At 36.6% G+C, this 14,087-nt stretch carries 7 protein-coding genes and 1 pseudogene; 2 read left to right on the top strand and 6 right to left on the bottom strand.

The genetic code is table 11. The features are described from left to right. Positions 1 to 74 precede the first annotated feature (74 nt). On the top strand, positions 75 to 872 hold the full coding sequence (locus tag Q0Y70_RS07365; protein WP_297819085.1) for a hypothetical protein: 798 nt from the start codon (positions 75 to 77) through the stop codon (positions 870 to 872). Between the two features lie 76 nt (positions 873 to 948). On the opposite strand, the gene rdgB is transcribed toward Q0Y70_RS07365, so the two are convergent. The 4 genes and pseudogenes from rdgB to Q0Y70_RS07345 form a co-directional block, all read right to left on the bottom strand. Beyond that, positions 949 to 1,584: an RdgB/HAM1 family non-canonical purine NTP pyrophosphatase gene (gene rdgB, locus Q0Y70_RS07360; protein ID WP_297819083.1), complete on the bottom strand. Its 636-nt coding sequence runs from the start codon at positions 1,582 to 1,584 to the stop codon at positions 949 to 951. A gap of 18 nt (positions 1,585 to 1,602) precedes the next feature. After that, positions 1,603 to 3,998, bottom strand: a pseudogene (gene ppsA, locus Q0Y70_RS07355) (phosphoenolpyruvate synthase). Between the two features lie 218 nt (positions 3,999 to 4,216). Continuing rightward, positions 4,217 to 4,720, bottom strand: coding sequence for a dihydrofolate reductase (locus tag Q0Y70_RS07350; RefSeq protein WP_297819079.1), 504 nt, complete (start codon positions 4,718 to 4,720; stop codon positions 4,217 to 4,219). Positions 4,721 to 4,729: 9 nt separating this feature from the next. Next, a complete protein-coding gene (locus Q0Y70_RS07345; protein ID WP_297819089.1) occupies positions 4,730 to 5,686 on the bottom strand; it encodes a thymidylate synthase in 957 nt (318 codons plus the stop codon). Positions 5,687 to 5,841: 155 nt separating this feature from the next. On the opposite strand from Q0Y70_RS07345, the gene cls reads away from it, so the two are divergent. Beyond that, positions 5,842 to 7,335, top strand: coding sequence for a cardiolipin synthase (cls, locus tag Q0Y70_RS07340; protein ID WP_297819075.1), 1,494 nt, complete (start codon positions 5,842 to 5,844; stop codon positions 7,333 to 7,335). A gap of 70 nt (positions 7,336 to 7,405) precedes the next feature. Here the strand turns inward: cls and Q0Y70_RS07335 are convergent, their stop codons facing one another. Together Q0Y70_RS07335 and Q0Y70_RS07330 are read right to left on the bottom strand one after the other, a co-directional pair. Continuing rightward, positions 7,406 to 13,165, bottom strand: coding sequence for a MucBP domain-containing protein (locus Q0Y70_RS07335; RefSeq protein ID WP_297819072.1), 5,760 nt, complete (start codon positions 13,163 to 13,165; stop codon positions 7,406 to 7,408). A 260-nt stretch (positions 13,166 to 13,425) separates the two neighbouring features. After that, positions 13,426 to 13,917, bottom strand: coding sequence for a sigma-70 family RNA polymerase sigma factor (locus Q0Y70_RS07330; RefSeq protein ID WP_297819069.1), 492 nt, complete (start codon positions 13,915 to 13,917; stop codon positions 13,426 to 13,428). Positions 13,918 to 14,087: the final 170 nt, after the last annotated feature.

Raw genomic sequence — 14,087 nt, 5'->3', positions numbered from 1 at the left:
GCGCTGAAATTTAGAAATAACTGAAATTACCTGTATAATGAACTTAATACATCCATACAAAAGGACTGAAAATAATGACACTTCAAATCAATACAAATGCAAATTCTATCAACTGGCCACTGGGACAAGAACTTTCTGACCAAGATATCATTAATCAGTTAAATTTAACCGTGACCCAAAACGGCCAAGCAATTTCTAACGATCATGTCAGCATTAACAAAAAGGCAGTAAATCCAAATACAGCTGGTGTTTATACTATCGTAATTACCGCAGTTGGCCCAAATAACGATTATACTACTAAAGAAATTCAAGCTTGGGTCAAAACTTACAATACCCCTTCAGCTGCAACTCAAAATCGTCCTACTCAAAATACTCCAAAGAAAAAGAAGAAAACTGTTTGGATCGTTTTAGGCATTATAGTTTTGCTATTCTTAATTTTCTTCGGTATTTCAGCTTGCCAAGCTCATAATGATGAAGTTCAAAATCAACAAGCTCAAACAAGCGCATTAAATTCAGCAAACAGCAAGTTAGATGATTTATCTGAGCAAAATAAAGAACTTCAAAATCAAACTTCCGCTCTTAAGAAAGCAGTAAATCAATATAAGCAGGACAATGATAAGCAAGCTTTGCAAAATCAGTTAGATAATTTGAAAGAGCAAAATGAGCAGTTGAAGAACAACGCAGCTAATAATCAATCCCTTCAAAATCAAATCAGCCAATTGGGTTCGGCAATTGATCAGATCAAAAATAATCCTAACCAAGCAGATAATGCGATCAATGAGATAAAGAATAATCAAAATCAATTCCTTCAAAGCTTACAAAATGCTTTTCAAAAGATGATAAATGATATTGAGCAATTATTTGGTAAGTAAACAAAACTATGCAACAAAAAGACCAGTCAATAAAACGACTGGTCTTTTTTCTATCTAAGATCATCCCTAACCGATGCTAGCCTTCAATTGACATCGCATGTACATGGCGATCCCACCACATTGGTAATTCTTGCACCATCTTAGTGAAAGCCTGCCCGCGATGAGAAACACTATTTTTTTCAGCAATCGACATCTCACCTAAGGTCTTACCAACTTGTGGAACCATGAACAACGGATCGTAGCCGTAATTTTGCTCACCATGCGGATAAGTCATAATCTCACCTTTAATTGTACCTGCGCTAATTAAGTCGTCGTCACTGTCTGGCCAAGAAATAACTAACGCTGTATAAAGTTGAGCATTTCTCTTTTCACTAGCGACTCCTCCCATAGCAGCAAGTAATTTCGCGTTATTTCTTGCATCATTATGAGCTTGTCCGGCATAGCGATAAGAAAATACACCAGGAGCCCCGTTTAAGTGGTCAACGCAAAGCCCAGAACTCTCTGCTAAAGTTGGCATTCCTGAAAAGTCCGCAAATCTATGAGCTTTGACTTTGGCATTTTCCAAAAAGGTTGTCTCATTTTCAACGAATTCCGGTACATTATCAAAATCATTAAGTGATAACAAATCAATATCTATATCAAACTCATCTAAAATATCTTGTACTTCAGCCACTTTATTGTTGTTATAAGTTGCGTATAATAACTTATCCATTTCTTCAGTCTCCTTAATTTACCATGTGTAATCTTCTGCTTGCTTCAATCCTCGACCAGTTGCCTTATCAAGTAAAATTCTTTGTTCATAATGGGCAACATTACGCTTAGTAGCTTTAACCATATCTGGATTTACTGAAACATAATCAATTCCTTGTTGAACCAAAAATTCGGTGAATTCCGGATACTCTGACGGAGCTTGTCCGCAAATTGAAACTGTCTTACCATCTTTGTGTGCAGTCTTAATTAAATGAGCAATTGCCCGTTTAACTGCTAAGTTTCTTTCATCAAATAAACTAGAAACCGTATCGTTATTGCGATCACATCCTAATAAAACATCGTCAGATCGTTTGAGCCAATTGAGTAACCATCTACATATTTATTAAACTGGTCTGCCAAAATAATGTTAGAAGGAATCTCAGCCATCATATAAACCTTAAAGTCTTCATTGCGCTCTAAGCCATTTTCCTCCATCAGTTGGGTAACTTTTTGGGCTTCATCAACTGTTCGACAAAATGGAATCATTACATTTAAGTTCTTTAAGCCAAATTCATTGCGAACTTTCTTTACAGCCTCTAACTCTAACTTGAATGCATCAATATATTTAGGATCATAATATCTTGAAGCTCCACGCCAACCAAGCAAATCTGCTGGTTCATGAGGTTCGTACTTTTCTCCACCTTTCAAGTTGCGGTATTCGCCTGACTTAAAATCTGAAAATCTCAAAACAACAGGTCTAGGGGCCATCGCGCGGGCAACTTTAGCGATCCCATTAGCTAATTCGTTAACTACACGCTCTGGATGACCAGTCTCTATTAAATATAGAGGGTGCTGGTGAATATAAGTCGTCCACAAGAATTCTTCACGCATCAATCCAATTCCATCAGCTGGTAAGCTTGTATACTTTTCAGCTAGCTCTGGATCACCCAGATTCATCATGACTCCAGTTGCAGTTGGAGCAAAGTATTCACTTTCTACTAGCTTTGAATTAGAAGCGGGCTTTTCTTTTTTGACTAAATCTTCAACAATTCCGTCATAAACCACCCCATCTTTTGCATCAACGGTCACCAACTGCCCATTCTTTAAAGCTGAGGTTGCTTTAACTCCGCGGCTGGCAGTTCCAACTAAACATGGAATCTGCATCTCACGAGAAACAATTGCAGCGTGACAAGTCATCCCTCCATTGTTGGTGATTATTGCGGCTGCCTTTTTCATCGCTGGGACCCAGTCAGGAGAAGTCATCAGAGTGACTAAAACTTCTCCTTGCTTAAACTGATCAATATCTTTAGGATCATCAATCACATGAACTTTCCCGCTCACTAAACCTGGACTTGCTGGCAAACCTCTCAAAATCACATTGTGATCGGTAGTAAGAGCCTCTTGATCAGACTTATTTTCAGTATTTTCTTTTTTAGCTTTATTTTTTTGTGACCAAACTGTCTCTGGACGCGCTTGAACTAGCCAAAGTTTATTATTTTGATCCAAAGACCATTCCATATCCATATAGCAGCCATAGTGCTTTTCAATATTTTTAGCATAATTGGCAAGCTCAATAATCTGCTCATCTGTTAAAGCAGGCTCTTTGGCAAGATCAGCTGGAACATCTTTTTGCTCAACGCCGCCATCAGGCAGACGAACTAATTCGATATTTTTGTTGTTTACAGTCTTTTTAACAATTTTCATAGTCTTCTTATCAACCACATAATTGTCTGGGGTGACTGTGCCTTGAACGATGAATTCTCCTAAGCCCCAGGATCCTTCGATCATAACCTTAGTATCATCACCAGTGGCAACATTTACTGTAAACATAACTCCGGCTGCTTTAGAAAAGGCCATCATCTGTACAGCTGCAGCTAAAGCAACTTTTTCTTGTGGGAAGTGCTGTTTCATCCGGTAATATGTAGCGCGATCAGTAAAAAGCGAAGCGTAACATTTCTTAACTTTTTTGATGACATCATCACGGTCGTGAACATTTAAATATGTATCTTGTTGGCCGGCAAAAGAAGCTTCAGGCAAATCTTCAGCTGTTGCACTCGAGCGAACAGCAACAAATGGTTCATTTACATGCATCTTAATTGCCAATTCATCATAGGCATCGCCAATATAACGAGCTAAATCAGCTGGCATATTCGCGTCGGTGATAATACGGCGAATTTTTTTACATACTGAGTGTAATTCATCAGAATTTTCAATATCTTTCAATCCTGCAAGTAAATCATTTACTCGCTTATTGCAGCCGGTTGCTTCCATGAAATAACGATAAGCATTGGCAGTCGTCGCAAATCCATAAGGAACTGGCACATTGGTACCTGATGTTAATTCGCCAAGTGATGATGCCTTACCTCCAACCAGTCCGACATCTTCACGTTTCAAATCGTCGAACCATAGTACGTAAGCTTTATTTTTTAAAACCATATCTATATCTCCTAGTAACTATACCATTTTTGTGTATACGCTTTCATACACTACATGTATATATTTACTCGTTTGTGAAATAATGTCAACAAAAAAGATTGGTAAAAAAGAACAAGTCACGTGTAATCTACTGTTATTTAACTTGATTTAGCACTATCTTGAGCCACTTATTTGTGAAATAAAAAAAGATGATTTATTTTTGATAAATCATCTTTAAGCTAGACCAATTTTTGATAAATATCGATCTCATAGTTATATTTGTTTTTTTCATCAGATTCAAATTGAGTTTGACTCACTAACTTAAATTCTTGCTCTTTAATCATCGGAGCCTTTACATCCCCTTTAAAAGAGGCATGGATTTTCGTTACAATCAATTGATCAGCAATATCACATACTTGATCAAATAGACTCTTACCACCGATCACATAAATGTCTTCTTGGCAATTTTTGATTGCTTTTTTTAGCTGGTCAAGATCAGTAAATATTTTAACTTGTGGGTTAGTAAAATAATCTTGATATTTATCCGGATGATGCGTTAATATCCAATGCACCCTTTTTGGCAAAACTTTCGGCAAGCTATCAAAAGTCTTCGACCCCATTACAATAATATGTCCTAAAGTTTCGCGTTTAAAATGCGCTAAATCAGCTGGAAGATACCAAGGTAAGCTTTCTTGATAACCAATATTTTTTTCTTGATCTTCGGCCCAAATTAACTTAATCATAAAAATCCTCTAGACTGCAACCGGCGCAGAAATCGCACCTGCATGGTGATAGTTAACTAACTTAATATCTTTCATTGTAAAATCTTCGATTTTATTTTTATCTGGATTAAGCCATAGTTGTGGCGCATCTAATGGTCTTCTTGAAAGCTGGGTTTTTACTTGTTCAAAATGATTGCGATAAATATGAGCATCGCCTAATGTATGGATGAACTCACCTACATCTAATCCAGTTTCACGAGCTATCAAGTGAATCAATAAAGAATAAGAAGCAATGTTAAATGGTACACCTAAGAACATATCGCCTGAACGCTGGTATAATTGACAACTTAACTTGCCATCATTTACATAAAATTGAAAAAGCACATGACATGGAGGAAGAGCTGAACTTGGTACATCTTCAGGATTCCAAGCTGTCACAATTAACCTACGCGAATAAGGCGTCTTTTTGATTGCGTCAATCACGTTTTGAATTTGGTCGATAAATCCGCCATCACGTTTTTGCCAATGACGCCACTGTGCACCGTAGACATCCCCTAAGTTGCCATATTTTTTTGCAAAATCATCGTCATTTAAAATCCGATCATCAAATTCACGAAGTTGTTTTTGATAAACCTCATTAAATTGAGGATCTTTCGGAGCGCGTAAACCAAAATCTGTCATATCAGGGCCGTGATATTCACTACTATTAACCCAGTTTTTAAATGCCCATTCATCCCAGATATGATTGTTATGTTCAAGCAAAAATCTAATGTTAGTGTCACCGTGTAAAAACCACAAAAGTTCGCTCTTGATTAATCCAAAAGGAACTTTTTTAGTTGTCAAAATTGGAAATCCCTGGCTTAAATCAAAACGCATCTGTGCTCCAAAAAGACTACGCGTCCCTACGCCAGTACGATCCTTTTTATCATGACCATTTGTCATAATTTCATTCAATAAATCTAAATAAGGTTGTTCAACAATCATAATTTTCCTCCAGATCGAAGTTATGTTTTTAAACTAACACATTTTATAGCTTTTTGCACTGGGAGATAGTTAGCAAAAAAGCAATCCTCCTGTCTTTGACTTATCAGACAACTACTTATGTTAAAATGAGTTGACTACTTTTAAAGGAGATTAAGTAAATGTTAACGTTAACTGGGTATGTTGTCGGCAGATCCATCGAAATTCTCTGGATAATCAACGTAATTTTCGCCGTCTGGACAGTCTTTCGCTCCCACCGCGATATTGCTTCGACTTGGGCATGGTTATTAGTCTTAATTGGGCTGCCTTATATCGGTTTTATCTTGTATTTACTTGTTGGGCGTCAATTATCTCATGACAAGATCTTTATTATTAAACAAGAACAAGAAAAAATTCGTCAGCAATTTTTAAAGCAGCAAAGGCATATGCTTGCTCAGCATGATCTTTTGCCTAATCTTGATCAAAATCAGCGTAGCCGTCGTTTAGTTGAACTTAATTTAAACAACGATGACGCGATTTTGACTATCGATAATAGTGTACAAATTTTCACTGATGGACCAAAATTGTTTGATAACTTAATAGAAAATATAAATCAAGCTAAAGACACAATCAATGTAGAATTCTATACCTTCTATGCCGATAATCTTGGAAAACGTGTCCTTGCAGCTTTAGAAAAAGCAGCTAGCCGTAACGTTACCGTTCGTGTTCTTTATGACGCAAGCGGATCGCATGGCACGCATCCTAAGTTTTTTAATAAATTGCGTGAACTTGGTGGATGTGCTCAGCCTTTCATCTCTGATTCTTCTAACCACTGGTACACAACTCCGCGTTATAACTATCACTTACACAGAAAACTTGTGATCATTGACCACAAAATCGGCTACATCGGTGGCTTTAACATCGGTGATCAATATGTGGATCAAAGTAAAAAATTCGGTCACTGGCGCGATACTCACTTACGCGTAGTTGGTCAATCGGCCGCAATGATGGAAGTCCGCTTTACGATGGATTGGAATACCTCGTGTCGTAAGTCTCGTCTACCTAAAATCAACATTGACGAAGAAATCAAAAACTTTAAGCTTGACTGGAACCGTCAAGATCCTTCTTGCGTTGCGATGCAAATCGTAGCATCAGGACCTGACAATTCTAACCTTGGTATTCAGCGTGGCTATGAACATATCATTGCCCAAGCTCAAAATTACGTCTATATTCAAACGCCTTATCTAATTCCCGGCGATCCTATCTTAGAGAGTTTGATAATTTCATCAAAAAGTGGTGTTGATGTACGGATCATGATCCCATGTATGGCCGATCACCCATTTGTTTACCGAGCTACCGAATATTATGCGAAATATCTAACTAAACAAGGTTTAAAAGTTTATAAATATAACAAAGGGTTCATTCATGCCAAAACAGTGGTTTCTGGTTCTGACATCTCTTCTGTTGGTTCAGCAAATCAAGACTTTAGAAGCTACCGATTAAACTTTGAAGTTAATGCATTTTGTTACAGTCCGCAATTAACCCAAGAATTAAAAGAAATATTTGAAAAAGACATTGAAGACTCGACACTGCTGACGAATGAATACTTTGACCAGCAATCCTGGTGGCGCAAGTTTAAGCAGTACTTTTCAAGATTGCTATCACCTATTCTTTAAAATAATTTACTGCATGCAAAAAAGGCATCCCGTCAAAAGGATGTCTTTTGTTTTGCTCTACTTATGATTATTAATCACGTTTCTTCTTGCGAGCGCCTAAACCAATGAGTGAACCTACTGCAGCAATTGCTAATCCTAATGCACCGAAGACATTATTGGACTTGCTTGAAGTTTGTGGTAATTCATCGCTCTTAGTTGCGTTGCCAGTTACAGAAACTGTGTGAGACTTGGCTTCTGATTTTTCAGGAGCTGGAGTTTCGTTTGACAATTCAGTAATTGATTCAGATTTTTCGTTAGATACTTCTTGTTTTGTATCATTATTCTTTTCAACTACTTTAATTTCAGTGTTATTTTCTTTTTCTGGTTCTTTATCAGAGTCCTTAGCTGGCTCAGTAACTTCCTTATAAACATAAGTTACAACAACGTCTTTACCTTGGATAGTTCCACTTGTTGGATCATCTTCTACTCTGGTGTAGACATAAGTTTTACCGTCTTTGGTAATTGTAGTTGGGTGATCTGTCTCATTGTAATCACTGCCATCTTTGTGGTTGTCACTATGTCTTGAATCTTGCAACTCATTGCCTTGTTCATCAACAAAGTTAACTGTTACCTTGTATGTTTTTTCTGATGGTGGTGTTGGTGGTGTTACTGGAGATTCTTTCAACTTGTAGATGTAAGTTACATCAACATCAGCGTTTGGCATTGAGCCTTCTGGCTTATCATCTTTCTTAACTTCTTTAAATTCATAAGTCTTGTCGTTGAAGTTGATTAAATCTTTCTTTTCTCCTCTAACGTCATACTTTTCGCCAGTCTTGAATTCTTTTGGCAAAGTATTTTGAGGATAAATTACATTACCTTCTTCGTCAACATAGTGAACAGTAACTTTGTGAGTTTCTTGCGCTGGTTTGTCTGTAGGCTTCTTCAACTTGTAAACATATGTTACTTCAACATCTTTACTGTTAATGTCACCACTTGGCTTATCACTATCTTTATGAACTTCCTTGAATTCATAAGTCTTATCATCTTCAGTTGTAATGGTAGTTGGATGGTCAGTAAAGTACTCAGTACCATTTTCATGATTATGAGTTGTGGTTGATTTCTGAAGCTTATGGCCTTCTTCGTCAACGTAATTTGTTGTAACGTTATAAACCTTAGCTTCAGGTTCGCTGTAAGTGTAAGTTACTAGATATGTACCTAAATCAGACTTATCTAATGTTGGATCGACATCTTCACGTCCCACTTTTTCAATATCAACGAAATTGTAGCCCACTTCATTAGGCTTCTTAGAAACAACTTCATCCATATCGGGTTTTTCTGAAGTCCAGTCAGTATAACTAAGAACTTTCTTAGTTACCTTATCAATAACAGCGCTACAAGTGAAAGTTACACTTTGCTCGTATTTATGAGTGTCTTTCGGTGATCCGTTTACATCTTGGTAAGTCTTGCCACCATCTTTAGTTCCGCGGTAAACAATCGTTCTAGTAAAAGTCTTCTTAAGATCCTTCACATCAATACCAAATTCTGGCTTATCAGAAGTTACACCAAGTTGATCATGGAAGTAGTAGACATTTACGTCGTCACCATTCTTGGTTGGATCAGAGGCTTTATTCTCTACTATTTTTCCACCGTCATTTTTATCTTCGTCTCTACTTTCAAGAGCGCGAGCCTTCTTATAACCATACTGAGTTAAATCAGGTGACCCTTGTTCTGGATATTCTGTGTGTTTACCAGTTGGAACCCATGAATCTTTATCGTTTTGAGTAGCAATTATTGGTTGACCATTACTGTCCTTCTTGATTTCCGGTTTACCATTTTTATCCAATTTTGCAAAACCATTTGGATCTACATAAAGAGCGGCGAAGCCTAAGAAACTACCATTGAATGCATCGTACAGTGGTACGCGAACATAATCTACTGTTTGAGTAATGTCAGGAACGTCAGCATCAATACCATACTTCTTCAATTCTTCTCTGACTAATTCGCCAGTTTGCGCATCACGATAGTAAATTTTACGTTGTACAGAAGTAGTTTCACTCTTAATGTCATCTTTCTTAGTCTTATCAGTTGAAGAAGTTACACCATGCTTCAAGTAAACATATTGATCTTGAACGCCGTGAGTCAATGTTTGCTTACCTAACTTGTCATCTCGGGCATTATTGGACAAACCAACTAAAACATAACCAGCTTTTTCATAATCTTCTGGACTCCAAAGCTTGTTAGTTGCATCAGGAGTATCACCAACGTAGATGTTATCTCCTTCACCAACATTAGAAACCCTATGATCAGTAAGTTCATGACCATCAGTTAGGGCATAAGCATCCTTATCTTCCACACCGTTAACATCGATATAGTGAATGTTGTATTGGGCCTTTTGCTTGTAAACCAAAGTTTCATCTTGAGGGTTATCAGAAGCTGGTCTCAAGTTGACTTCATCAGCCTTCCCAGAAACTTGATACCAAGTACCTACCAGATCATCTGAAGTTGCATGCTTATCACCCTTATTCAAAGTAATAGTATCTTGTTTAACTTCATTCAAGGTCTTGCTGTCAGCATCCCACTTGATAGCTCCAGATTGCTTAGTAGCTACTTGAACATCGTTACCATTAATATCCTTAACTGTTTCAGGAGTAGTGGTTGTATTATCTACCAAGTCAACATAGACAGTACCATTGAATTCAACTTTTTGTGGAATTGGATCCTTCAAAGTAGCGCCATCTTCAGTATTTGCCTTGAAGTAAATATTACGAGTGAATTCCTTATGTAAACTCTTAGGATCAACTACAGGATTACCATTCTTGTCCTTAGGAACTTCATCAATTGGTGTATTTGGAGTAATTTCCTTAACAGCATGTCTAAAGTAAACATTGAAGTGGCTGTCTTCAGTACCGTACTTGTCACCTTTATTAAAGTCAGTATCAACATAGATATAGTGTTGATTTTCTAAATCGCTGATGCGCTTTTCATTATTATTGAAGTAAATTTCACTACCAGTCTTACCATGTTCATCATTATCTCTATCAGTCTTGCCAAGTTTTACCTTGTGCTCCATACCATCAGTGATGTCCCAGTAAGTAATATCGGCATTAACGTCCTTAGTGTAAACCAAGTAAACATCAAAATGACTCTTATCTGGAAGAGCAGTATCAATAACCTTTTCAGGTGCAAACTTATCACTTAAATGCTCAGAATCTGCAGTATTGTTTGCTGCATATTCAATTGACCAGGTACCCTTATTTTTGCCATTTTCAACAGTAATTACATCTTGAGCCTTCTCATCAAATGAACCACCAGTAACTTCAGTATTACCAGTTGAATCAACGCTCCAAGTTCGTGCTGGAACTGATTTATCAGGATCAACGTAATGAACACCATCAATCTTAGTTGTTGCTACTTCTTTACCATCTTGATCAGTGTAGTAAGTAGATGATAAGTTTGCAGTCTGGGTTACTGGGTCTTGCAATACTTCATGATTACTACCACCAGTTACATAGTGAATTGTCCGAGTGATCGTCTTGTGAATTGTGTGAGCGGTAGCCTTTTGCTTGTAGATTAAGTAAACCGGTTCAAGAGTCTTATTGTCTTTATTAACAGGTGAATAGTGATCCACTACATTATTGATATCAAGACTAGCTACATGACTCCAAGCACCAATTGTCTCTGGTGCTTCTAAACCTGCAGGTTTTTCAAAGTCAAATTTATCACCATTTTTGGTTACATCGTGGCGATTCTTAGTTGAATCAATCTGCCAAGTTACTTCGACTGGAGCAGTATTTTCACTATCAACTACTCTAACCTTGTTACCATCAAGATCGGTAATCTCTTTAGTATTAACAAGAGTCGTTGAGTCTTTAATAGTAGCGTCAGTGTAATAAGTACCATCACCAGTCAAGCTTACTTCTTGAGTAATAGGATCCTTTAGAGTTTTGCCATCTTTGCTATTAGCTTTGTAGTTTACCTCTCTCTTTGCAGTAGCTTGAGGTGTAAATTCTTTAACGCCGCGCAATACCTTAACAACATAAGTCTTAGGCTTGATTGTACCGTCCGAATTATAAAGCTTATCCTTATTAAATTCATCTACACTGTAAGTTTGGCCATCAAGATCAACGTCAGTAGAAACAATTGCATAACCAGCATTTCTCAAATCATCAAGCTTGCCATGATATACATCTGCATCTACTTTGTATGCTTGATAATTGCCATTATCAGCGCCGTTGTGAGGATTTTTCTTACTGTTGGCAGCCATAGTCATTTGGTTTGGATCAGTGTAATCGTAGTTAGTCAGTTCAATTGCCTTGTCGCCATCGCCATAAGTAATATCCTTAAATATGACATTAAATTTACGGTTAGCATAGTACATGATGTTTTGATCTGGTGGATTACCAGGAATATTACCATTATGTGTCACATGAGTAGAATTTCCTTCTATCGTTGTTTTATAGTCCTCACCATATTCACCAGTATAAGGAATCTCATCAACTAAATCATCTAAAGTTGACCATTCAGTAAGATCACCAGACTGTTCAGCCGCTTTACGATTCTCGGCAGTTTCTTTGGGATAGTCTATAGTAAACGTAACTTGCCCCTTGCCATAAGTACCACTAGGCATTGGGAGACCAGTATTACCATCATATTCTACCTTCGATAAATGAGCAGGAATTCTTCCGTGTGTATTTAATGCTTCATAAACTGGCATAGGAGCATCTATAGTATCGCCAATTGCAGTCCAAACAATTCCATTTTTAACCTGGTAAGCTAATTTTTCAGTCTTATCTTTACCGAGATATTTATTATAATTGATATTTCGACCAGCCACAGCATAGTCTTCTAATCGATATACATTCCCTTTAGGAGATCTTCTACTAGTTTGCTTTACCACTTCAACAGTATAAGTACTCTTATCGCTTAACGGTGTTTCGCCGGATAACAGAGATTGATTAGTCATATCCAGATCATCTGTTGGTAGATAATCAAATAATGGATGCTTACCATCCTGATATTCCTTATGCCAATTTTCATAATCTGTAATTAACTGAGGATCATTAAAATATTTGGTTAATCCCGGTTTATCCTGAGACTGGGTAGTATAAATAACTTTAGACTTGTATTCTGCTCCAGGTAGCAACATGTAACTAGGATAATCTTCTAAGATATAACTATAAACATCTTTTCCACCTAATGCATCATATACTGTTTGACCTGGCTTTCCAGTCAATGTGACACTTTTAATAACTGTATCAGTATTTCGAAAATTCAAAGTTGCGTGAATTTCATCTTGAGCTTTTTGACTGTCTTTTGGTTTTTCTGAATTAGTTTTAGCAACGGCCTTTGATGCTTTAAGTGCATCTTGATTAAGAGCTGATTTACCGTCAGGTTTTGTAAGGCTTAAAGTATTTGTCTTAACTTCAGTCTTATTTTGCTCCTTGTCATCTTTATTAGAGTTGTCTTTTTGAACATCCTTTGCGGCCTTTTTAGCTTGATTTTGCTTATCTTGAGCTACTTCAGAAGTTTTTTGCTGCTCTTGTTCTGCGTTCTTAGCAGTTCCTTGCTTTTGCGCAGTATCTGGCTTCTTAGCTTCTTCATCAACATTAGGTTTTACAACTTCGTGTTTAGCATCAGTTACTTGCTTTTCACTTGTTTGTTGCTTTGCATCTTCTTGGGCTACTTCTTCCCGTGCATCTTGCGGCGTTGATGCTGCTTGCACAGTTTGGCCGGCAAACAAGAACGTAGTTCCAAGCAATACACTAGCTGCACCAATTGACAATTTTCTAATAGAAAAACGTTGTCTTTGATTAGCAGTATTAATGTCCAAATTACGTTTATTCTTATTCATTAATGTTTTTCTCCTCACTTATTAATAGTTAGATGTTATTTATTTTACCCTAAAAATTTATCAAAAAAATAGTAATCCAAGACTTTTTATAAAATCTTCTCCTGTTTGTTTTACTATCTTATAAACTTATTATATTGATTTTTTTATAAGTATATTATAAAAAATATTTATCTTAATAAACCATAAAATTTACGTTATCTTTAACTTCTATACAAAAAACGACCAGCAGTCTTGTTATCATTAGACGGCTGGTCATTTATCTATTTACTGAGAGCTAACTTCATCTTAGTAATCAACATTTTCTTGCAACGCTTAATTCTGATTCGCGGTATTTTAGTTTCTTTTACAATCTGGGTAATCGTCTTACCGCAAATTAGGTGTTCAAATAAAACTAGCAACTCTTCTTGCGTCATCTTTTTAATTTCTTGTTTTAGTATGATCAAATTCTGCCAATCATAATCATTTTTATATAAATTAAAAGCTTCTTCTAAATTGCTTGTACGCTCTTCATGCCTTTGAATCTTACGTAATTCATCAATTGTCTTCCAGATAATCTTTCTAAAAGCTAACTTATCAACTTTCTGATCTGGTTGATTTTCTAACTTATCAAGTAATTCGGCATATAACAAGACTCCATCTTGCATTAAATCTTCATAGTGAACGTAATCTCGCCTAACTCCCGCTGCTTTCAATGCTCCAGCAATTAAGCGTTTATTTTTCCAGGCTTTAATAAAATTTTCTTGACTAATCATATTGTGACTCCTTGATTGAATGTCACAAGCGCTTGTGCATTAATAAGTTATCAAGATTAGTCAAAATAAAAAATCCGAGGTTAATTAAGACAAATAGGCGCTCCAGAGTCATTTTTATTTTAAGAATAATTTTACCTTGTCAATACATTAGTTTTTATATCGTTTTCTTC

Source organism: uncultured Lactobacillus sp. (genome assembly GCF_947367085.1).
Lineage (GTDB): Bacteria > Bacillota > Bacilli > Lactobacillales > Lactobacillaceae > Lactobacillus.
The sequence above is the reverse complement of the archived record's forward strand: the minus strand, read 5'-3'. Positions and strand labels throughout refer to the sequence as shown.